This window comes from Flavobacterium sp. FlaQc-52 (assembly GCF_044007495.1).
Taxonomy (GTDB): domain Bacteria; phylum Bacteroidota; class Bacteroidia; order Flavobacteriales; family Flavobacteriaceae; genus Flavobacterium; species Flavobacterium cupriresistens.
Window position 1 is genome coordinate 260,182 of record NZ_JBIPCV010000005.1, and the last position, 21,637, is coordinate 281,818.

At 35.3% G+C, this 21,637-nt stretch carries 19 protein-coding genes; 3 read left to right on the plus strand and 16 right to left on the minus strand.

The genetic code is table 11. The features are described from left to right. Nucleotides 1–108 precede the first annotated feature (108 nt). Complete coding sequence (locus ACHRV5_RS11490) at nucleotides 109–909, minus strand: DUF5694 domain-containing protein (protein ID WP_395426840.1); 801 nt, start codon at nucleotides 907–909, stop codon at nucleotides 109–111. Nucleotides 910–1,129: 220 nt separating this feature from the next. On the opposite strand from ACHRV5_RS11490, the gene ACHRV5_RS11495 reads away from it, so the two are divergent. Beyond that, entirely contained in the window at nucleotides 1,130–2,170 is a 1,041-nt protein-coding gene (locus ACHRV5_RS11495; RefSeq protein WP_395426841.1) for a sensor histidine kinase, read from the plus strand. 2 nt (nucleotides 2,171–2,172) lie between these two features. Continuing rightward, nucleotides 2,173–2,877, plus strand: a complete 705-nt coding sequence (locus tag ACHRV5_RS11500) for a LytR/AlgR family response regulator transcription factor (protein WP_395426842.1) — start codon at nucleotides 2,173–2,175, stop codon at nucleotides 2,875–2,877. 85 nt (nucleotides 2,878–2,962) lie between these two features. On the opposite strand, the gene ACHRV5_RS11505 is transcribed toward ACHRV5_RS11500, so the two are convergent. The 4 genes from ACHRV5_RS11505 to ACHRV5_RS11520 form a co-directional block, all read right to left on the minus strand. After that, nucleotides 2,963–3,427: a DUF1456 family protein gene (locus tag ACHRV5_RS11505; protein WP_230004966.1), complete on the minus strand. Its 465-nt coding sequence runs from the start codon at nucleotides 3,425–3,427 to the stop codon at nucleotides 2,963–2,965. Between the two features lie 169 nt (nucleotides 3,428–3,596). After that, a complete protein-coding gene (locus tag ACHRV5_RS11510; protein ID WP_395426843.1) occupies nucleotides 3,597–4,634 on the minus strand; it encodes an aminotransferase class I/II-fold pyridoxal phosphate-dependent enzyme in 1,038 nt (345 codons plus the stop codon). Between the two features lie 147 nt (nucleotides 4,635–4,781). Beyond that, complete coding sequence (locus ACHRV5_RS11515) at nucleotides 4,782–5,795, minus strand: dipeptide epimerase (RefSeq protein ID WP_395426844.1); 1,014 nt, start codon at nucleotides 5,793–5,795, stop codon at nucleotides 4,782–4,784. 13 nt (nucleotides 5,796–5,808) lie between these two features. Continuing rightward, complete coding sequence (locus tag ACHRV5_RS11520; protein ID WP_395426845.1) at nucleotides 5,809–6,609, minus strand: alpha/beta hydrolase; 801 nt, start codon at nucleotides 6,607–6,609, stop codon at nucleotides 5,809–5,811. 56 nt (nucleotides 6,610–6,665) lie between these two features. Between ACHRV5_RS11520 and ACHRV5_RS11525 the strand changes: the two genes are divergently transcribed. After that, nucleotides 6,666–7,067, plus strand: coding sequence for a TerB family tellurite resistance protein (locus ACHRV5_RS11525; RefSeq protein ID WP_047775411.1), 402 nt, complete (start codon nucleotides 6,666–6,668; stop codon nucleotides 7,065–7,067). Here ACHRV5_RS11525 and uvrB read toward each other — a convergent pair. From uvrB to ACHRV5_RS11580, 11 genes are all read right to left on the minus strand, one after another. Then, nucleotides 7,064–9,055, minus strand: coding sequence for an excinuclease ABC subunit UvrB (uvrB, locus tag ACHRV5_RS11530; RefSeq protein ID WP_047775413.1), 1,992 nt, complete (start codon nucleotides 9,053–9,055; stop codon nucleotides 7,064–7,066). The genes ACHRV5_RS11525 and uvrB overlap by 4 nt on opposite strands. Before the next feature lie 134 nt (nucleotides 9,056–9,189). Then, nucleotides 9,190–12,345, minus strand: coding sequence for a TonB-dependent receptor domain-containing protein (locus ACHRV5_RS11535; RefSeq protein ID WP_395426846.1), 3,156 nt, complete (start codon nucleotides 12,343–12,345; stop codon nucleotides 9,190–9,192). 350 nt (nucleotides 12,346–12,695) lie between these two features. Beyond that, nucleotides 12,696–13,658, minus strand: a complete 963-nt coding sequence (locus tag ACHRV5_RS11540) for an alpha/beta fold hydrolase (protein WP_395426847.1) — start codon at nucleotides 13,656–13,658, stop codon at nucleotides 12,696–12,698. Nucleotides 13,659–13,759: 101 nt separating this feature from the next. Beyond that, nucleotides 13,760–14,449, minus strand: coding sequence for a DUF3800 domain-containing protein (locus ACHRV5_RS11545; protein WP_395426848.1), 690 nt, complete (start codon nucleotides 14,447–14,449; stop codon nucleotides 13,760–13,762). A 182-nt stretch (nucleotides 14,450–14,631) separates the two neighbouring features. Next, on the minus strand, nucleotides 14,632–15,582 hold the full coding sequence (gene rlmF, locus ACHRV5_RS11550) for a 23S rRNA (adenine(1618)-N(6))-methyltransferase RlmF (protein WP_230004973.1): 951 nt from the start codon (nucleotides 15,580–15,582) through the stop codon (nucleotides 14,632–14,634). Between the two features lie 490 nt (nucleotides 15,583–16,072). Further along, the gene (locus tag ACHRV5_RS11555; RefSeq protein WP_395426849.1) at nucleotides 16,073–16,735 is read right to left on the minus strand and encodes a thiamine diphosphokinase; all 663 of its coding nucleotides are present in this window, start codon (nucleotides 16,733–16,735) and stop codon (nucleotides 16,073–16,075) included. Nucleotides 16,736–16,800: 65 nt separating this feature from the next. Next, on the minus strand, nucleotides 16,801–17,259 hold the full coding sequence (locus tag ACHRV5_RS11560; protein WP_395426850.1) for a RidA family protein: 459 nt from the start codon (nucleotides 17,257–17,259) through the stop codon (nucleotides 16,801–16,803). A gap of 100 nt (nucleotides 17,260–17,359) precedes the next feature. Continuing rightward, entirely contained in the window at nucleotides 17,360–17,812 is a 453-nt protein-coding gene (locus ACHRV5_RS11565) for a DinB family protein (RefSeq protein ID WP_047775424.1), read from the minus strand. A gap of 5 nt (nucleotides 17,813–17,817) precedes the next feature. Next, nucleotides 17,818–18,300 carry a GyrI-like domain-containing protein gene (locus tag ACHRV5_RS11570; protein WP_047775426.1) on the minus strand — a complete coding sequence of 161 codons (483 nt, stop codon included), beginning with the start codon at nucleotides 18,298–18,300 and terminating at the stop codon, nucleotides 17,818–17,820. 11 nt (nucleotides 18,301–18,311) lie between these two features. Continuing rightward, the gene (locus ACHRV5_RS11575) at nucleotides 18,312–19,133 is read right to left on the minus strand and encodes a DUF4249 domain-containing protein (RefSeq protein WP_395426851.1); all 822 of its coding nucleotides are present in this window, start codon (nucleotides 19,131–19,133) and stop codon (nucleotides 18,312–18,314) included. A 37-nt stretch (nucleotides 19,134–19,170) separates the two neighbouring features. Then, on the minus strand, nucleotides 19,171–21,552 hold the full coding sequence (locus ACHRV5_RS11580; RefSeq protein ID WP_395426852.1) for a carboxypeptidase-like regulatory domain-containing protein: 2,382 nt from the start codon (nucleotides 21,550–21,552) through the stop codon (nucleotides 19,171–19,173). Between the last annotated feature and the right edge of the window lie 85 nt (nucleotides 21,553–21,637).

Genomic DNA, 21,637 nt, shown 5'->3' on the forward strand with positions numbered 1-21,637 from the left:
CTACGTAAAAACGCAAAGCCATGATGATTGATATAGCCTTGCGAACCTTGCGTTCAAAATAAAAATAAAACCCTTGCGCACTTTGCGGTTAAAAGCCCCCGCTGTCTGTTATTTCAGAATCGTAGCCAGTTCTACAATTTCAAAATTAGGGTCGTATTTTATAAACTCGCGAATCATAGCAGTATGTCCCGCTCCAAGTAAGACCATTATCTTATCATCTTTACTTTCTGTTAGTTTTTGAATTAAGGAATACATATAAAGATTTCTTTTATACCATTCAGAAACCAAAAAGGCACCTACGAAATTATCGTTTTTCCCGGCTCTGTTTGCTGTTCCAAGATACCATTCTACATTTTCTCTATTTGATTTATCTGAATTTATGTCTACTAAAAGTTCCGTTAGACTGTATTTTTTCATTTTTTCGTTTTGCGATTGCTCGAAAAGTTTCATTTCCTCGTCATTGCTTTTTAATAAATCCAGTTGATTGGCTTCTTTCATACCTTTGGTTAAACTATCGTAAGGAAAACGAGTTTGATTATAATCAATGGCAAATAATTTTTTATGACCTAGTTTTTTAGCTGCTCTTAAGGCTAGTTGTACTCTTTCATCCGCTTTTTTATGAAGTAAACTGTCCGTGTTTAGAGCATAGAATTTATCCAGTTTGTCCTGTTTTTGATAACCCCATTCGACGAAAATTTTATCCGGACCAAATTCTTTAATTTTATTGGTGATGTTTTCCAATTCCTTTTGGCTTTTTTCGCTCATTACATCGAAAGTATTGATTTTAGCTACATCAAGACCCGGGTTTTCAAAATGGAAGGTTCCAATTAATAAGATTTGTTTCTTTTTTGGTTGAGCCGTAATAAGATTCAATGAAAGAAAAATGGCTAATAAAATGATTTTTTGCATGATGGTTTGGTTTAAATTCGATGCAAAAGTAGACGGGATGTACAACCAGTTTTTTAATTTTTGATGAACAGGTTATTCTGAATTACCAACTAGTCGAATTGAGGTCACAAAAAAGTCATATAACGTTTTTAGAGGTTCGTCATTAGAAATGGCAGTTTCATATAAATAATGACTTCGTTAAAAGGTATAATTGTATTTTTGGAGCTATTAAAAAGTCGTTATGAAACTAAAAGTCCCTTTCTATTATCATATTGTTTTGTTTTTGGGTTTGTTTTTCACTTTTTACCTCTGGGATATTGGTGTCGGCAAGAAATACGAAACTTTTATATTTGATAAGATGCTTTTCTTATTCTCGTTCAGTGACTTGTTGGCTGTTTTTGCCATTTATACTTTAAATTTCTATATTTTTTGTCCTTGGCTTTTAAATAAAAAAAGATTCTTTTTTTATTTGTTGACCATTCCGGTTTCCTTGCTTCTTTTTTCAGGAGTTCGATATGTGTTTGAGGAAATAATTATTTTTGAAATTACCGGGATTCATAATTATGTAGAAGAATCAAGAGAAGTAGGGTTTTACATCAGAGACAATTTTTTCTTTGGTTCACCGGCAGTGATTTTAAGTTTTTTTAGTTATTTGTTCTGGCAGTTTCAGGAGACACAGAAACAAAACCAAGAATTGCTTTTGGAAAACAAAAAAGCCGAATTTCAAATACTGAAATCCCAAATTAGTCCGCATTTTTTGTTTAATACGCTAAATTCGTTTTACAGCCAGCTAATCGGGAAAGATGACGAAATGGCTTCAGATGTTTTGGTGTTATCGGATTTGCTTCGTTATGTTATCACAGAGACGGATAAAGAAGAAGTTTTGCTTTCAAAAGAAGTGCAATTCATTAAAAACTACATTCATTTGCAGCAAAAAAGATTTGAAGATCAGTTGTATTTGAAATTCTCTGTCAACGGTGATTATACAATTGAGAAGATTCTGCCATCTGTTTTAATTCATTTTATTGAAAATGTTTTCAAGCATGGGAAATTAAATGATCCCGAGAAAAGCGCGATAATTTCGATTGCAATAAAAGAAGATTTTTTAGAAATTGAAACCTTTAATTATAGCATTGAAGGAGAAAATTACTATTCTACAGGAATTGGATTTGACAATCTGATGAAACGTTTGGAATATGCTTATAAAGACAAATTTATACTCGAAAAAACAGTAAATAATGATACCTTTAAAGTGTATCTGAAAATCCCTTTAAAAAAATAGTTATGGCTTTTAAGTGTATAATTGTTGATGATGAACCGCCTGCAACACGAATTCTTAAAAATTATGTGGAGAAAGTTTCTTTTTTGGAGGAAGCAGGAATTTTTAATGACTCTTTAAAAGCATTAGAATTTCTGAATTCCAATAAAGTAGATGTTATTTTTTTGGATATTCAAATGCCTCAACTCACAGGATTACAGCTTTCCAAAATTATTTCTAAAGAGGTAAAAGTGATTTTTACAACCGCATATCCTGATTTTGCATTAGAAGGTTTTGAATTGAATGCTGTAGATTATTTACTGAAACCAATCGCTTTTGAACGTTTTTATCAAGCCGTTTCAAAACTCAATGCTGAGGTTAAAACAGAAATTGTACCTAATAATCAGAAGGAATTTATATTTGTAAAAACGGATGGAAAAAATAAGTTCCAAAAAGTACTTCTGAGCGATATGCTGTATGTCGAAAGTTTGCAGAATTACGTTTGTATTCATACTTCGAAGGAACAGATTATTACGCATTCGTCTCTAAAAAATGTAGTGGAATCACTGCCCGGAAATGACTTTATTCAAATTCATAAATCCTATGTCGTAGCTTTAAAACACATTGAATCTACGGATAGTTTTTCGGTTTTCATGAATGGTAAAGAACTGCCAATTGGAGCGACTTTTAAAGAAGCTTTTTTTGAGAAAATAGAAGAAAATAAAATATAAAAAAAAATCCATTCGCTGAACGAATGGATTTTTTTTGAAATCATCTGTAAAACGCAAAAAGAAACACATTTCACAGCTCACAAATCTAAGAATTTTTATTCTTCCCGTTTTTGTAAATTACTTTCTCTACCACCTGTACTTTAGGAGCAGTTTTGGTGTTGTTTTTCTTGAAAGGCTTTTTAGCAGCTCCGGTTTTTGAAGGTTTTTGATCACCTCTTGCTCTTTCACTGTCTTTCGGGGCAGCCTTAAATTCAGGTCTGTCTTTAGTATTTTCTTTCTTTGGAATTTCAGCTTTATGTTTCGCTAAAACGTCGTTTGGATTTTTCGGATTTTCTTTCGTTCCTCTTAAATGAATTACCAATCCGTTTAAGAAGTTACGTAAAACCTGATCACCACATTCCATGTAATTCTCATGATCTTCGGCTCTAAAAAAAGCACCTAATTCTGATTTTGAAATTCTAAAATCTACTAATTCTAAAATCTCAACTATTTGGTCATCACGTAGCATTAAAGCTACACGAAGTTTTTTTAGGATATCGTTGTTCGTCATCGTTTAATTTTTTACAAAGGTACGTTTTAAAAACAATCAGATTGCAATTTATTGAATTGGGCTTATGATTTTTTGACACGAATTGCACGAATTACACGAATTATCACGAATTAAATTTTAAGCGCAACGCAATTAGTGATAATTCGTGCAATTCGTGTCAAACTCTTTTTTACTTTGAATAAGAGTTATAGTCGTTTAAAACATTAATTATCCGGTCTAAGTCTGATCTCAAATGATTGGCCGTAATCACAATGCGATTGATGTCTTTAGCGTGTTCCTGGTATTTGAAATTGGCAATAATAATTTTATTTTCCTTAAGAATTTCCGTTATTCTGTCAATTTCGATGTATAATAAAGGATAGGTTTTGTTGAACTTTATCGTTTCGTTTTTAAGGAGTTTGGAATCAATATAACTCAGATTTTCTAAAAGTTTTTGATGCTGACTTTGATAAATTCCAGCAGCTTCCGCTAGCGTTTGTACGAAAGCAGGATTCATTCCGGCGGCTGAAATAAAAGTGTCCAGTTTTTTTATTTGATTGATGAATGATGAATCACCTGCAATGACTGCTCCCGTCAAACCAAAAGCCTTTCCTAAAGAAGAAACCAAAATTTTGCGTTTAACCGGAAGTTGTATTTCAGAGTAAATTCCAGAGCCATTTTTGCCTAAAATGCCAAGAGAATGTGATTCGTCGACAACCAAAGTAATGGCTTTATGATTTGGGATTTCTTTTAAAATCGATAAGTCAATCGCTTTTGTCTGATAAGAAGGAACTGCATCCGTAAGAATCGTAATGCGTTCCGGCGTTGCATCTGCTAATCTCGGATTGATTTTTGCATCAATAAAAACAGGAAGGCTGTTATGGGCTTTAATCGCAGGGTGTGCATCCGGGAAGTGAAAATAACAATCCGTTTCTTTATTCAATTCATCGATTACAATTTTTCCGGCCAACATTCCGGAAGAGACTGTTACGGCAGCTTCAGCTTTAATATGTTTCGCCAAAAAAAGTTCACCGTTATCATAAGCAGTAAGTTTAACATTTGCATTTCGGGAACTTCCATAAGTGGTGCCCCATTTCAGTATGTTTTTAATCACCAAGTCCTGAAAAGCTTTATGAACAGATAAACCCAAATAAGCCGTGCCGCCAAAATACAAATACGATTCTTGGTCTATCTCAATAATTCGATCCGGAAATTGATTGACTTTCATTAAACTTTATATTTTAGTTGATTTCTTGGGCGATTTAGTGAAAAAAACATGCTTCTTTCGAACATACAGCTATGTGTCTTCCAAACAAGTGAAATGTCTTTTTATAAATTCATAAAAGCTATGGGTCTATGTGTTAAATTAGTATGTTCAACGAATTAACTTTACACCAGTTCCATTGAGCTCAGAATAATGAATAACACCCTCTTTTATAGTTACTCCGGTGGCAATATCTTGTGCTAAAAGCAATGCCCCATCCATATCAACATAATCCAGTTGTGGCAATAAGTGCGCAATAGCAGAAATTCCGACAGTAGATTCGGTCATACAGCCTACCATTGTTTTTAGGCCTAGTCTTTTGGCTTCTTCAATCATACGTTTCCCTGGAGTTAGTCCGCCACATTTTACCAATTTGACATTTACTCCGTGAAAATGATGGTGACATTTTGCTACATCTTCTTCAAGAATACAGCTTTCATCTGCAATTACGGGTAAGGCTGAGTGTTTGAAAATCTCTCGGTGGCCCTCCCAATTATCGGCTTTTATGGGTTGTTCGAGAAATTCAACACCTAATTTTTTTAATTCGATCGAATTATTGATGGTTTCGTCGATGTCCCAATCGCAGTTGGCATCGATTCTGAAAATGGCATCGGTGTGTTTTCTAAGTTCTTTTACGATGGCAATATCTTCTTTAGTTCCCAGTTTAATTTTATAAATTGGCCATGGAAGTTCTTGCATTTTGGCGACCATTTTTTCGATAGAAGCAATCCCGATTGTGTAATCTGTCATTGGGTTTTTGTCGATAGAATAGCCCCATAAATCGTAGAGTTTTTTGCCTTTTTTACGGGCATACAAATCCGTATAAGCCAAATCTAAAGCGCACAAAGCAAACATATCCTGTTTTAGATAAGGATATATTTTTGCCCAAAATAATTCGGGAGTTTCGTTTTCTGTGGCTTCGATAACAGGTCTTATTTTTTCTAAATCCGCTATCATTACAGGAACTGTCGTTTTGTAATACGGATTCGAAGTTGCTTCTCCAAAACCCGAAAAACCATCACTTTTTAATTCAACGATCAACGATGGCTGAAAATCAATTGACTCTCTGGAGATGGTAAAGGTGTGTTTTAGTTTTAGATCGTATGCTCTTAAAATCAATTCCATATGCTGTGTTTTTTTAATTCAACCATAAAAAAGCGGTCACAAAATTATCCCGCCAGAGTTTTTCATTATGCTGGCCGCCTTTCACAATTTTTGATCGCGTAAGATGCAGACAGTAGCAACGGTTTTTGTCCAATAACCGCTCCATTTTAGTCATATCTTTTACCATATCTTCATCTTCGTTGTCACCGCATAAAAAGTGAAATTTGGTCTTTATTTTTGGTGCTTTTTCTGTTAAAGTGTAGATGTCGTTCGAAAACCAAAAGGAAGGTGAAAAAACGCCTGCTTTCCCAAACACCTTCGGATATTGGAATGCCGCATAATACGATACCAATCCACCAAGGGAGCTTCCCATAATAGTGGTGTTTTTAACATCGGGCTTGGTTCTGTAGTTTTTATCGATATACGGTTTTAGGGTTTTAACGATAAATTCAAGGTAATTATCGGCATTTCCACCTCCATACTTTTCATTTTTATAAGGCGTTAGCTCGTCTGTTCGTTTGTCATTTCCATGTTCAATTCCAACAACAATCACTTGGGCTTTTAGGCTGTCCAGTTTTTCGTCGACATTCCATTCTCCTGCGTAGGAAGTTTTGGAGTCAAACAAATTTTGAGCATCATGCATGTAGAATACCGGATATTTTTTCTTTATTGAAGTGGAATAATTTTCAGGTAAATAAATCCATATTTTTTTAGTGGTTTTTAGCTGAGGAGCTTCAATAGTGAAAGTCGAAACATTTTTTGATGCCGTGCTTTCTTGCGCAGTACTGCTAAAGATTGTTCCAAGGAATACGAAAAAGAAGAATAGCCGAATCATGTGTTTTTTTGTGTTTTAGATTTAAAAACAATAATTTAGCTAAAAATAATAAATTGATGAATACCGAAGAACAAAAGAGAAGTTTACTTTTAGAAATGATCGCTTTCTCAACAGTTGATGGTCAGTTGCACAAACGCGAATTGGAGTTTTTGTGGCTGGTAGCGCAGGAATTGAATATCGATAAAAAAGAATTTCAGGATTTATTTCATCAGGAAACTTCACCGTTAGCCATAAAATCGGAGTTTCAGCGTATTCAGCAATTTTACAGATTGGCTTTGATTATGCATTGTGATGGCGTTTTACACGAAAAGGAAGCATCAGCAATACAACAGATCGCAATTGAGATGGGTTTGAATCCAATTGCAACAAAACGAATTTTAGATCTGATGCAAAAAGCACCAAACGCTTTGATTGACCCTAAAGTGTTGCTAAAAGTTTTTCAGGAACAACACAATTAAGGCAATTGTTCCTGTAGTTTTTTGATATCGTCACGCAATTTGGCTGCTTGTAAAAAGTCCAGATCTTTGGCTGCTTTTTCCATTGATTTTCGTTTCTCGCGAATCATTTTTTCTAAATCAGCCTTAGACATATAAGCCGTATTAGGTTCTGCTGCAGTAGTCAGAGTATGCCCCAATTCATATTCCACCAACGGATTTTTAGTAAAGGCACTTTCGATTTTTTTCTTTAAGGCCTGTGGTATAATGTTGTTTTCTGTATTAAAATTGATCTGTTTGGTTCTTCGATAGTTGGTTTCGTCAATTGTTTTTTGCATACTGGCAGTGATTTTATCCGCATACATAATGGCTTTACCATTTAGATTTCTTGCCGCACGACCAATAGTTTGTGTCAACGATCTGTGACTGCGCAGGAATCCTTCTTTATCAGCATCAAGTATCGCAACCAGCGAAACTTCAGGTAAATCCAATCCTTCACGAAGTAAGTTGACTCCAATTAAAACATCAAAAATACCTTTTCGCAAATCCTGCATGATTTCGATACGTTCCAAAGTGTCAACATCGGAGTGAATGTAGCGACAACGAATATTCACTTTGGTTAAATATTTCGCCAATTCTTCGGCCATTCTTTTGGTTAAAGTAGTGACCAAAACTCTTTCGTCTAGTTCACAACGCACCTGAATTTCTTCGATTAAATCATCAATCTGGTTCAAACTTGGACGAATTTCTATAATAGGATCCAACAGTCCTGTCGGACGAATAACTTGTTCTACATAAACACCATCGCATTTTTGTAACTCATAATCGGCCGGAGTTGCAGAAACATAAATGACCTGATTTTGCATGGCTTCAAATTCTTCGAATTTCAAAGGTCTGTTGTCCATTGCAGCGGGTAATCGGAAACCGTATTCTACCAAATTTTCTTTACGGCTTCTGTCGCCTCCGTACATGGCGTGAACTTGCGAGACCGTTACGTGACTTTCGTCCACTACCATTAAATAATCGTCTGGAAAATAATCCAGTAAGCAGAAAGGTCTTGTTCCGGCATCTCTTCCGTCAAGATAACGCGAATAATTCTCAATTCCCGAGCAATAACCCAATTCGCGAATCATTTCTAAGTCAAAATTGGTACGTTCTTCTAAGCGTTTTGCTTCCAGATGTTTTCCGATTTCCTTAAAATAATCGACTTGTTTTACTAAATCTTGTTGAATTTCCCAGATAGCACCTTGCAAAACATCCGGAGAAGTCACAAACATGTTGGCGGGATAAATCGTCAGTTTATTGAATTTCTCTATTACTTGAGAAGTCTTGGCATCGAAAGATTCTATTTCTTCGATTTCGTCTCCGAAAAAGTGAATTCTAAAAGCATCATCAGCATAACTCGGATAAACTTCAACAGTGTCACCCTTGATTCTGAAAGTTCCGGGTGTAAAATCGGCTTCAGTTCTGGCATATAAACTTTGAACCAAACTATGCAATAATTTGGTTCGGGAAATAACTTGATCTTTTTCTATTGCAATTACGTTTTTTTGGAATTCAACCGGATTTCCGATACCGTATAAACAAGAAACGGATGCCACAACCAAAATATCTCGTCGACCTGAAAGCAGGGAAGAGGTAGTACTTAAACGCATTTTTTCCAGTTCTTCATTGATAGATAAATCTTTTTCAATGAAAACTCCGGTTACCGGCATAAAAGCTTCGGGTTGGTAATAGTCGTAGTAGGAAACGAAATATTCAACCGCATTATCAGGGAAAAACTGCTTGAATTCGGAATACAACTGAGCGGCCAAAGTTTTGTTATGCGCTAAAACCAAAGTAGGCCTCTGCACTTCCTGAATAACATTGGCTACAGTAAACGTTTTTCCTGAACCTGTAACTCCTAATAAAGTTTGATATTTTTCGCCATCAACAACTCCTTGTGTGAGTTTTTGAATGGCTTGCGGCTGATCGCCTTTTGGACTATAATCGGAAACTACTTTAAAATCCATTTCGTATAATAAAAGTTCTTATTTACAAATATACGAGTTTGATTTCTTTTTTTGGCTCAAAGTAGAAGTCAAAAAAAGCCGTTAACAAACTAATGTTAACGACTTTTCTGAAGAAGTAAAAAATCAGGATTGATTTAGAAACTAAAGCTTAATCTCGCAAAAACAAAGCGTCCGTTTTGACCAAATTGTGATACATTTCTGGAATATACAAATTGATTTTGATTGGATAAATCGATAGAAGTCGGAGCTGCTGCATAGGTTATATTTCCATTTGCATCAACACCATTTGCTCTTCTAGCCGTTTGTGGGCCCAGGTTTTTGTCCGGATAAATATCAAAAACATTGTTTGCACCAATTATAATTTTAGTAATAGAACTAATTTTAAAACCTACCGACATATCAGTAATCACTCTTCCTCCCCAAACCGGGTGTTCGTTTTCTACTGCTTTTCCATTTACAATAGTGGCGCCTACCAAGCCATCACCATTTACATCAGCAACGTTTGGATCTGTTACTTCTCCAAAATAGACGTTTCTTAAAAAGAAATCGAATTTTTTGTAGGTAAGGCTGTTCGTCAAGTTTACTTTTACTCTTGGTACTGCTTCTTCCAAATAAACTCTTGAAGACTCTGAGAAATAAGTATTTACCTGTCCTGCAGCTTCTAGTATTGGTGATGCATTGATGTTTCCTACTTTGCGTGTTTTTGAAAAAGTACCTGATAAATCATTTTTTAAAGTCAGATTTTCATTTAAGTTTAGTTTGTTGGTAATTACGACATCAATTCCTTTGGATTCGGTGTCAATTGCATTTGCAAAAAAAGTTGCTGCATTCGCACCTGCTGCATCGTACAAAGATTGGGTGAGAGGTGTTGGGGTAAATTGATCGGTAAGTACCACCCTGTCATCAATTTTTATATAGTAAGCATCTGCCGTTATTGTAATGTTGGCTGATGGAATTTTGGCAGTAAATCCGGCACTTACACTGGTTGACTCTTCTTGTTTTAGTTTCGGAATTCCAAGTAATTGTGCTATTCTGGAATCGTTGCTAAAAGTTCCTACTTCAAAAGGAACTCCACCTGTAAATTGCGTTGCAGTCGATTCGTAATAAATCTGATGTAAAGATGGAGCTCTAAATCCTGTTGAGAAAGCACCACGTAAATTGATGTTGTCTGTAAGTTTATAACGGGTCGCGATTTTAAAATTAGTAGTGCTTCCAAAATCGGAATAATTTTCAAAACGAACAGCTCCGTTTAACAACCATTTTTCGGTTACATCTAGCTCTAAATCGGTATAAACAGCAACACTGTTTCTTTTTTCATCTTTTGCATTTTCTGCTCTGTATCCAGGGAAAACCTGCGCTCCACCAGGTCTGGCTGCGCCATAGAAATCGGTAACTCTTATGTTGGCAGGTGTCGTACCGGTTACTACATTTCCATTAATGTCGTATTGACTATAAGAATCGGGAACTCCGGCATTGATACCGTACAGTTCGTAGCGATACTCGGCACCAAAAGCGATGTTTAGGGTATTGATTTTTTTGCTCATATCAAAGTTTGTCGTATTTTGAGCAAAACGTAAGCCTCCCGCATCAAACTCAGTAGGAGAGCCTTCTCTTAGTGTAGCATTTACCGTATTTTCTATATTATAATCAAAAGCATTTCGACCGTAGGTGTTACTCAAATCAAAATGCCAATCTTTAAAAATGGTACCTCTAAGTCCCGTCGCGGCAGAAATATCATTAATGGTAGAATGGATTTCGGGTAAGAAACCATTTAAGTATAAACCGGTGTACGATCTGGACTGATTCGGTCTTCTGAAAAAACCGGCAGATTCCCCTTCTCTGTAACTGGTTCCTCCAAAAACATAAACTTCTAATTTATCATTAATAGGGTAAGCAGCATTCAAAAAGAACTGAACACTTTTAAATGCAGATTGACCTACTCTCATGTTAAAGTTTTTTCTCTCAAGCTTTCTGTAAGCCAACTCTCCGTCTGTGGCATCAAAATTTAAGATGCTTTGTAGTCCTGGTGTTATTATATTGCCTTGATTGTCTTTAACGTCATATAACGAATTTGCTCCGGCAATAGAGGTTTGTTGAGCAGAGGTAAAATAGCTTACCCCCGGAGCATAGCCTTTTATTAAGTTTAAAATTTGAGTAGAATTAGGGGTGTTATTAATATTTCCAAACATAGAATTTATGTTTATTCCGTCTTCAGAAGCTCTTTGTTCAATCGCATTATAAGCATTGTAGATCGTACCTGCGGCATCATCAGCTCTGCTTGTAGCATCTCTTAGTTGTAAGCTTCCAGTCAGGTTAATAAAACTTTTTTCTTTGCCTAAATTAGTTCCGTAATTAAGGTCCATTTGGTAATGGTTTCCATCATTTCCACCTCTGTGATCGTTTGCATTTCTTGAAAAATTACTTCCTGAAAAGAGATTGACATCTAATTTTTTGGTATCTTTTTTTATGTTAAGGTTAATTACTCCCGCAATAGCGTCTGAACCATATTGAGCGGAAGCTCCATCTCGAAGTACTTCTATTTTTTCGAGAGCGAAAGCAGGAATTGCATTCAAATCAGTTCCAACAGACCCTCTTCCCGGTGTTCCGTTTATGTTGACTAAAGAGGAGGTATGTCTTCTTTTACCGTTTACTAAAACCAATACCTGATCGGGGCCTAAACCTCTTAATTGGGCCGGATCAAGGTGATCCGTTCCGTCGGCTACTGTTTGGGTATTGGAGGTAAAGGAAGGCGCCACCATGTTCAAAATCTGATTCAGGTTGGTTTGTGCACCTTGTGTAGCAATATCTTTCATTGCAATAACATCTATAGGAACTGCAGATTCTGTAACAGTTCGGGTAGGATTACGTGATCCAATAATAACGATATTCTCCAACGTTTCGCCACTACCTCCCGATAGCGTAACATTTACGATTGGTCCGTCAACTGTTACGGTTTTGGTTTGTAAACCTACGTACGAAAATTGTAGTACGTCACCAACTTTGGCTTCAATAGTATAGTTTCCGTCAATATCTGTAACGGCTCCTTTTTTGGTACCTACTACCAATACCGTAACTCCCGGTAAAGATGATCCTGTGTCATCAACAACTTTTCCTCTGACCAGATCAATCTCTTTGTTTTGATTTGTTAGAATGGTGTTTTTTCCGTTTTTCGAAGTCTCACTAGCGTTAAGATTGTTGCTGTTTGCTAAAATAATAGCGAGTACAAATGGTGTAAGCGACGCTTTTTTGAGTCGTAAAAACAGTTGGTTTTTGAATAAATTCTTTTTCATAATCTTGGTTTATATTAGTTTGGTTAATTAATATGAAAGCAAAAAAATAATTTTAAATAGAAGATGGGACTACTATAAATTATTTTTGGATTTGAATTTGTTTTGGAATTTTTATTCAATAAGTCTCTGACCTAATATTGTAATTGTCACTTTTCTAATTCGTGACTGATTTAATCTACAGCAGATTGAGGTGGTATACTTCGCTCTATTTAGCGAACTTCTAAAAAGTTTATACTGTATTTGTAAAAGTATGTAATTTCGTATTGAAATTCTTGCTTAGTATAAGAAAACGATTGATTTTTAGACTATTGACACATATTTCTATTTTATGTTGCTAAAAATATTTTTTTTTAGAGATTTGAAGTAGGTTTTTTATCATTTAAAAAGTCAGTAACAGCCTCATTTACAACTTTAGGCTGATCAGTACTTAAGAAATGTCCGGCATCTTTGATGATTTTGGTCTTGCTATTAACTAAATATTTCTGTGCACGTTTTAAACTTTCATCAGAATTGATAACGTCATGATCTCCAATTAAAACTAAAACCGGATTTTGAATCGACTTCAATTCGTCATCCGAAAAAGGTCGCATATTAAGCATATTTGAATTCGATTTGGCATATTTATTCGCCAGATAAAATTGTCTTTTATAAGCAGGATTTATGTTTTCGGGATGTGTAGCAAAGGTGTTTAGTGTTTTAGTGAATCTTTTTTCGTTTGGGAACAGCTTAAGCAGTAAGGCAGAAGTCGTTTTTCTCATTTTATCAATAGATTTAAACGTTTGTGCAGGACTTAGTAAAACTATTTTATCAATTGAATTTTCTTTTTGAGTAGCTAATAATGTTGCCGTCCAGCCCCCGCGTGAAGCGGCGACAATATCGAAGTTTTTTAATTTATAATAAGTGAAAATCTGATTGTACCAAATCACTATCTCTTCTGATGAAAGCGCTTTTGTCGTTAAAGTTGATTTGCCGGGTTCCATCAGAAAGTCGATGGCATAGACACGATGTGTTTTTGCTAAAGCTTTTATATTTGGATACCACATGGTAGAACTGGCATCCATGCCGTGTAGCAAAACTAAATTTTTTCCATTTTTGGGTCCGGCTACTATAATATGAGCAATTCCAAAATCAGTTTGAATATTTTCTTCTGTATACGGGACATCCCAAAGTTTTAAAGCTTTGTCGTAGGAGTTGATGTAAGCGCCCTTTTCCGTTTTTGTTTGAAAAATATAATCATCAAATTTTATTTTTTTGGAAGAAGCACAGCCGGCCAATAAAAATAATAACGCAAATTGTAGAGATAGTTTTAGCATAATGAAAAATTCAATATCCTATAAAGTTACGCTGATGGAACGGATTATAGTATTAGAATTTTATTTTAAACTATCATAATTATAAGGTTTTAGGAGTACAATTATACTTTTTTATGCTTTGTGTGTTTTAGTTCAAAAAAGAGTTTTTTCTCTAAAAATCGTTCTTTGGGAAAATTTATTAATTGCTCATATGAACTGGATTCATTATCCTCATGTTTTCGCCAAATAAAATTAGCGTACCAATCTGCAAGCCAAATCATTTTATTCTTGCTGCTTTCTAAAAATTCACATGTGATATTTATATTATGGCCTTGTCCCCAAATTTCTGTTTTTATATAATCCGGAAAACTTTCACCCTGACTGACTTTTATCGTTCTCCGATCCAGTATAATTTCAATTGTATTATGTTGAATAATTTCTGGTTTTAATAGTAATCCAAGAACATAGTTGTAAAATATGTTTTTATCTTTTTGTAGTGATTCGTATATGTTTGTTTTATTTACGGTAATCGAGATTATTTTAAACGAAGTGCTTTTGTTGATTATTTTGGTAGTTAATTGAGAAGTGATATAAGAGGAGTGTTCGGGGATAAAATTGGCTCCTTTTTTTTCGATGTTAGGTGTTAAGTTGTATTTTTTATAAATATCATTGATGAAACGCGAAATATATTTTTCCTCATTAGCAGAAATAAGAATTCCGGTAATTGTAATGTACTTACTTGAACCTCCATGTCTATTTGGTTTATCAAGAGTCCATCCCAAATCACCACTTTCATCTATGTATATTTTCATCTGTATAAAAAAAAGGGCCTAAGCCCTTTTAGATATTTTTGTTAAAAAATAGCCCCTGTGAACGATGTATTAGCAATACATTTATGGTAGATGTTTCACCGCCACGTTTGAACAGGTATTACCTATTTGAATACAAAGATATAATAAAAATCAAAGCAAAAGTTATTTTGTAAGAATTTTATTTAAATTTTCCAGTTTTTCCTTTGTTCCTCAGTCAAAAAAGTCCATGCTATAATACGACTTGTTTTTTGGCCTTGAGCCATATCTATTGTTTTTATGGCAGCAGCATTTACTTTGTTTAAAGTTCTGTAAATACTGGAAAGATTATCTCTTTTAGAAACCAAAGTTGTAAACCATAAACACTGCATTGGATATTTGGCACTCTCATAAATCATCTGCGTGACAAAACCTATTTCGCCGCCATCGCACCATAATTCTGCATTTTGACCTCCAAAGTTTAAAACAGGATTTGTTTTCTTTTTTTCTTTCGGATTTAGATTTGAAACTTTTCTAACGGTGCTTTGATTGGCATCTTCGGCAGAAGCATGAAAAGGAGGATTGCAAATGGTAAATGTAAAACGATCTTCCGGTGTGACGATGTTTTTGAATATAAATCTGGATTCCGTTTGTTGCTGTAAACTTATCGCGTCAATAAGTTTTGGATTGGCTTCGATAATTTTACTGCAGTTTTGAATTGCTTTTAGGTCAATGTCGGTACCCACAAAACTCCAATCGTAAATAGCGTTCCCTAATATCGGATAGATGCAATTTGCTCCCGTTCCGATATCTAAACCTAAAACAGAATTTCCTTCAGGAATGATTCCGTTATTCGTTTCGGCTAATAAATCAGCCAGATAGTGAATGTAATCGGTACGTCCCGGAATTGGAGGACAAAGATAATCAGAAGGAATGTCCCAATTCTGAATGTCGTAGTAGGTTTGTAATAATGCTTTATTAAGCGCTTTTACAGCTTTTGGATCACTGAAATCAATAGTTTCTACTCCGTGAACATTTACGGCCACGTATTTTTTTAATTCCGGACAATTGGTAATAAGAAGTTCGAAATCATATCGGGAGCGATGCAGATTTCTAGGATGTAAATTGTTTTTTTCGGAATTGTCTATTGCTTTCATTTTGTGAATTTGGGTGCAAAGATAGTCATTCCTTTTTTGTGAAGATGCTCTTATGAAAAGGATTGTCCTAGCCTTGACAGAATAGTGTCAGTTTTGTGAAAAGGTTTTCTTTATAATGGTGTAGAGAGCCACTCTTTAAAGCTTTTCGGGTCATTTGTTTTCTTTTTGCAAGCTTTGTGGTTAGGAAATTTAAGCGCAAGGTTCGCAAAGAATTTTTATTGCTGTTTTATTTAAAAGTAAAGAGTTCGCAAAGCTATAACTAAACTTTGCAATTAAAATAAAGTAAAGGTTCGCAAAGGTTTTCTTTTGCACGCAGATTTAGCAGATTAGGCTGATCCTTGCCTCTTATAAAAAAAATCTGTGCAATCTGCTAAATCTGCGTGCAAAAAAAATTAGGCCTAAATTAAAAAGGAGTCATAATGTTATAATTAAACTTTGCGAGCCTTGCGGTAATTAGCACAGTAACATAAGCAATGCAATTTAAAGGAAATTAATCCATACATTCCATTAGCAATAAATCACCGTTGGAATGTGTAATCGTAACCAACCCATCTTTTGCAACAGAATTGCTGCTGCCGGTTCTGTAACCAATTGTAAGCGTATCGTTTTCTAATGGATATTTCAGATTAGTGGAGAAAATACCATTCACAACTCCAATCGGAATTAATGAAATGGGGGTTTTGGCCGTGTACCATTTTTCAAATTTATTCGGAAGCAGAAATATCTTGGAATGATCGTCGAGAATAACAATTTTAAGCAAATTTCGATAGCGAACAATATTGGTTAAGTTGGTTATCGTATGATCTGCACGTTTTCCGGTAGCCCAAACAACATTAGCTGCAGGGATTTTTCGATCAATTAAATAGTCAAAAGCTTTTTCTAAATCGGTTTTGTTTTGATCGGGGGTGTGTACAATCTCAATCGGATATTGAGTGGTTTTGTAAATTTCAGGATCAAAACCACGATCAAAATCGCCTAAAAGGACATCGACTTTTATGCCTAATTCAATCACTCTTTCGATGGCAGAATCCAGCACGATAACCAATGGAGACCATTCGAGCAGTTGTCCTAATAATTCCGGATGGCAAGCTGCTCCGTTAGCAATGATTAAAGCCGGTTCCTGGTCGTCGCGTACGATATGGTGTGAAGACATTTAGCGTTTTGATTTGAAATGTGCTGCAAATGTACGAAAGTTATAGGCTTTGACTGGGTACCAATTTATTTTATTGGTTGGAAAGCAACGGCATCAACTTCAATTAACATTCCGTCAATTGCCAGTTTGGTAACGGGAATTAGGGTACTGGCAGGAAAGGGTTTGTTTTTCCATGTTTTGCGAACTTCTTCTTCCCATATTTTTAATTTTTCTGAAGAATGATCGACGATCAGAAGAGTCACTTTCATGACATTTTCCGGTTTTAAACGGTAACTGTCCAGAACCGTTGTGAGATTTTTTAAGGCAATTTGAACTTGCTCTCTGAAATCGGAACTCAAAAGATGTTCCTTGCCTAGACCGCCACTTTGCCCCGAAATGTAAACGAGGTTACCATTTGCTTTTACGGAAGAGGCATGACTGAAACCATAAGGTGTTGGGTCAAATAGGGATTCAGGATTTTTGAAAGTTTGTGCTTCAGCAGATAAGCCGCAAATAAATAATAAGATTGAAAGTAAATGTTTCATGTTTTAAAAATTAGAATTGTGAAGGACAAAGGTTACTTAATTCTAATTTTTAAAACATTTACATAGGTTGAGGGTTTAGATTTTTTTTCGAAATCTTTTTTTATTTCGCTGTATCCAGCAATCTTCTGTGGTAATTGATTTGCCCTAGATGATACGCTAAATGCGTCGCAAGATGCACCAGAAAAAAGTCCGTTGTCATTTCTTTTTCAAAAACAATTAGCGGGTAAATGGTTTCTAAATCAGCTTCGTCCAGCGTGTCAAGAGTTTGATTTACTACAGCTAAGGTGTCCTCAATTTTTTGAACCAATACGGTTCTTGGTACGTCTTTTTGTGAAAATTCTAACTCCCGATTTCTAATGTAATCGGTTTTGCCAATTTGCGCACCGATAAAATGATTGATGTTTCCAATAAGATGCAAACAAAGATTTCCACCTGAATTTAGAATGTTTTTATCGATGACCCAAATTTTAGATTCATCTTGATACGATTCAATTTCGAGTTTCAATTTAGTAAGATCCCGTTCAAAAAGTGATTGTAGTGTTTTGATTGACATGGTTTCTAAATTTTATTTTTTATTGGAATCCAGATTTCTTCTTCCGAATTCGGATCGTCTTTTTTGTACTTTTCGCCCATTATGGCAAAATGCGGGCGATCGTCAACCGTGTAAGTCGAGTTTGGTAACCACTCTACAAATATAGAATGATAGGTTTTATGGGCTTTCGTATTTTCTCCTTCATGAATAAAAACAGCATATAATCCGGAAGGAATGACCAAATCTTCCATTCCTGACGGTATTTCACTGAAATTAGAAACTTCAACCGCTGCCCATTTCTCAAAATCATTTTTGGGGTCAAATTCATTAAAATAACCGACGGGAAAAACTTCCAACGAATACAAATCAGTTCCAATTTTGTTTTTTATTTCTTTGTGATGCGGCATGAAAGACGACCACAACTGAAAGGTTTTATTGTCCAGGAAAGACATGGCAATGTATTTTCCGATGAGTTTCTTTTCTGCTGCAATTTCAATTCTGGCTTCCATTTGTCTGGGTGTTATTCGATAGTATATTTTTTTGAATCCGTTTCGGTAAGAGAAAAGTAACCCAAAGGATAATTCGGTTTATCGGTTGTATTAATGATGTTTCCTTTTACTGTTGCAGGAGGAGCTTGAAAGGGGCCACCGCTATTATTACCGGCAATACTCACTAAAATATTCATATAATTATAGTACGATTTTGAGATTCCGTAATGGACAATTTCAACTTGATCTCCGGGTTTTAATTCATCATCATCCGAGCTGCTGAAAATTTCATTTCCTTGGTAAAATTTATCTTCGGAAGCATAAAAGGTAGACGTTACTTTGCTGGAATAGGTGTATTTAAATAGATAATAATTTTCTGCGTCGCCAGGATCTGTATAAAAAGCTTTTACTTCAATATCTTTTCGGGTAATGCCGCCTTCGTTGTTTTGTTCCAGTCGAGTGATCGGAGCTACCGATTTTAAAATCTCACTCGCCGTATACGTATTTCCGCCACTAACTACTGTCAAAGTATAATTTTCCTCAATTTCAGGTTTAAAAGTGGTACAAACATATTGACCTTTTTTAGGGCTTTCTATAAAATTGAATTGTTCGTTTTTGCTATTTTTTATAGACACAACAGCACCCGAAACCGTTGGAATTACGTTTTGAAAATAACCCGTTGTAGTGGTTAGTTTTATAATTTGTTGATTCCCGGAGGTTCCTTTTTGCCAGGTTATGGCAGCTTCGATTACTAATTTTGGAGGTGCAGTATCCAATTCTACATCAACAACTTCTTCACAGCTTGTGAAGAAAAGGGATATAAAAAGTACGATTAAAAAACTTGCTTTTTTCATGGTTTATCTTTTGTTTTTCTTTGGAAGAAAATAATTTTTAAAATTTGAAATTGTAACTTACTGCCGGTACCATTCCAAAAATGGAGGTTTTCACCGCTTCGTTTGCACCAGTGTCTACATTTTGACGGAAGTTAATAGAGGCCGCATTTTGGCGATTATATAGATTGTAAATACTAAATACCCATTCTCCCTTCCAGTTTCTGTCTTTGTTTTTTCTTGGTGTCAAAGTTGCCGAAATATCCAGGTGATGGTAAGCAGGTAGACGATTTTCATTTCTCAATCCGTAGCTTGGTACCGTTATTCCTAAATATTCGTATTGCGCATTCGGATAGGTAACAGGCTGTCCGGACTGTAAAGTAAAGTTAGCGCCAAAAGACCATTTTTCGTTTAAATTATAAGCCGATGTAATCGCTAAATTATGTGTTTTATCATAAACAGAGTTGTACCAGCGACCATCGTTTATTCCGGTTTCTTCAGGAGTTCTTCCCGGTGTTTGTTGTTCTGATTTGGACAGGGTATAAGAAACCCATCCGTTAAATTTACCCTCATTTTTTTTAAGCATTAGTTCTAGACCATACGATCTCATACGTCCGTTTAGAATAACCTGTTCAATAGCATCATTGGCAATCAGATCGGCACCATCGATATAGTCTAAACGGTTTTGTACTTTTTTATAATACGCTTCCACTTCAAGCGAGTAAGCTCCGTTGTTGATGTTTCTAAAATAACCCAAGGCAACCTGATCGGCGATTTGAGGTTTGATGTAATTGTCACTAGGCATCCAGACGTCAAGCGGAGTAGGTGATGAGGTATTCGAAATCAATTGAAGGTATTGCGCCATTCTGTTGTAACTGGCTTTTAAGGCCTCATCATCGTTTAATTGATAAGAAATTGCGAATCGCGGCTCCAGATTATCGTAACTCTGAATAACCTTATTTTTGCCATAAAACTTCGTTGAGATTGGAGTTCCTTTTTTATAAATCTGCGTATTAGAGTCAAAAACAACCGGACTGTCGTTGTCATAATAATTAATAGTAGATTCGCCCAAACGATAAAATAAGCTGTAACGCAATCCGTAAGAAACCGTAATTCTTTTTGAAAACTGACTTTCGGCATCGATATAAACAGCAGGTTCAAAAGCATATTTTTTGTCTAGCTGATCGGGATTAATTCCTGAAGTGTTACCGGTCGGTTTGATCGTTCCGGGATTAAATCCATAGTAAATTCCGTTTATACCATAATTCAATTTGAACTTATCTGAAATATAATGTTTGAAATCGTATTTGATGTTGTAGTTTTTAATTCCGGAATCCCATTTGAAACCTACCAAATCTAAATCAAGACCATAATAATAATCACTGTAAATTAAAGATAAATTGGAGAATACTTTACTGGAAAACAGATGATTCCAACGAAGATTTAAAGTTGTATTTCCGTAAGTATTCGAGAAACTTTTATTAATACTAAAAACATCGCGACCAAAATACCCGGATAAATACAAGCTGTTGTTGTCATTTAATTTATAACTCAATTTAGTATTCAAATCATAAAAATAGGCAGAATTGTCTTTTTGATCTTCGGATAATTTTAAAAACAGATGGGCGTAAGAAGCTCTTCCTCCAATCAAAAATGAACCTTTGTCTTTTACCAGTGGACCTTCTGCCAGCAATCTGCTCGAGATCAATCCGATTCCGCCATTCATATGAAAACCTTTGCTGCTTCCGTCTTTTTGGTAAATATCGAGGACAGAGGAGGCTCTTCCGCCGTATCGTGCCGGAATTCCGCCTTTGTATAGTTTTAAATCTTTAATAGCATCGGGATTGAAAACCGAAAAGAATCCAAATACGTGCGAAGAGTTAAATATAGTGGCTTCATCTAACAAAATTAAATTCTGATCTGCTCCACCACCTCTGACATTAAATCCCGAAGCACCTTCACCGGCATTGGTAACACCCGGAAGTAACAAAATCGATTTCAAAACATCGACTTCACCCATAACAACCGGCATTTTTTTGATGGTTGAAATCGAGAGTTTATTGGTGCTCATTTCAGGCGATTTGATGTTGATCTTCCCTTTGTTATCCGTAATTACAACCTCCTGAAGTTCTTCACCACCTTCCTGTAGCGAAAAATTAGTTTTAGTGTTTTGATTTAAGTCAATTGTTTTTTGAATGGTTTGATAGCCCACATAACTGATTTCGATTTCGTGTTTACCGGAGGGAATGGTTAAGGAATAAAAACCGTATTCATTTGTTGTAGTTCCGATTTTTAAGGAAGGAATATAAATGTTTACCCCGATTAAGGTTTCATTATTTTTAAAGTCATTTATGGTACCGCTTAATGTGAATTTTTCTTGAGAAAATGAAGTGAGAGCCGTTAGAACAAGAAGAATAAAAAGGTTAATTTTTTTTGGAATCATTGTCGTGGTTTTGATATACATAGTTAACAATTCTTATTAAAATATAGTGTCGAACGATTGTTAAATATGAGTTAATAAAAAAAGA

Bases quoted from the DNA above. Each gene is read 5' to 3' on its own strand.
- ACHRV5_RS11490 (WP_395426840.1), bottom strand. From the start codon at position 909: ATGCAAAAAATCATTTTATTAGCCATTTTTCTTTCATTGAATCTTATT.
- ACHRV5_RS11495 (WP_395426841.1), top strand. From the start codon at position 1,130: ATGAAACTAAAAGTCCCTTTCTATTATCATATTGTTTTGTTTTTGGGT.
- ACHRV5_RS11500 (WP_395426842.1), top strand. From the start codon at position 2,173: ATGGCTTTTAAGTGTATAATTGTTGATGATGAACCGCCTGCAACACGA.
- ACHRV5_RS11505 (WP_230004966.1), bottom strand. From the start codon at position 3,427: ATGACGAACAACGATATCCTAAAAAAACTTCGTGTAGCTTTAATGCTA.
- ACHRV5_RS11510 (WP_395426843.1), bottom strand. From the start codon at position 4,634: ATGAAAGTCAATCAATTTCCGGATCGAATTATTGAGATAGACCAAGAA.
- ACHRV5_RS11515 (WP_395426844.1), bottom strand. From the start codon at position 5,795: ATGGAATTGATTTTAAGAGCATACGATCTAAAACTAAAACACACCTTT.
- ACHRV5_RS11520 (WP_395426845.1), bottom strand. From the start codon at position 6,609: ATGATTCGGCTATTCTTCTTTTTCGTATTCCTTGGAACAATCTTTAGC.
- ACHRV5_RS11525 (WP_047775411.1), top strand. From the start codon at position 6,666: ATGAATACCGAAGAACAAAAGAGAAGTTTACTTTTAGAAATGATCGCT.
- uvrB (WP_047775413.1), bottom strand. From the start codon at position 9,055: ATGGATTTTAAAGTAGTTTCCGATTATAGTCCAAAAGGCGATCAGCCG.
- ACHRV5_RS11535 (WP_395426846.1), bottom strand. From the start codon at position 12,345: ATGAAAAAGAATTTATTCAAAAACCAACTGTTTTTACGACTCAAAAAA.
- ACHRV5_RS11540 (WP_395426847.1), bottom strand. From the start codon at position 13,658: ATGCTAAAACTATCTCTACAATTTGCGTTATTATTTTTATTGGCCGGC.
- ACHRV5_RS11545 (WP_395426848.1), bottom strand. From the start codon at position 14,449: ATGAAAATATACATAGATGAAAGTGGTGATTTGGGATGGACTCTTGAT.
- rlmF (WP_230004973.1), bottom strand. From the start codon at position 15,582: ATGAAAGCAATAGACAATTCCGAAAAAAACAATTTACATCCTAGAAAT.
- ACHRV5_RS11555 (WP_395426849.1), bottom strand. From the start codon at position 16,735: ATGTCTTCACACCATATCGTACGCGACGACCAGGAACCGGCTTTAATC.
- ACHRV5_RS11560 (WP_395426850.1), bottom strand. From the start codon at position 17,259: ATGAAACATTTACTTTCAATCTTATTATTTATTTGCGGCTTATCTGCT.
- ACHRV5_RS11565 (WP_047775424.1), bottom strand. From the start codon at position 17,812: ATGTCAATCAAAACACTACAATCACTTTTTGAACGGGATCTTACTAAA.
- ACHRV5_RS11570 (WP_047775426.1), bottom strand. From the start codon at position 18,300: ATGGAAGCCAGAATTGAAATTGCAGCAGAAAAGAAACTCATCGGAAAA.
- ACHRV5_RS11575 (WP_395426851.1), bottom strand. From the start codon at position 19,133: ATGAAAAAAGCAAGTTTTTTAATCGTACTTTTTATATCCCTTTTCTTC.
- ACHRV5_RS11580 (WP_395426852.1), bottom strand. From the start codon at position 21,552: ATGATTCCAAAAAAAATTAACCTTTTTATTCTTCTTGTTCTAACGGCT.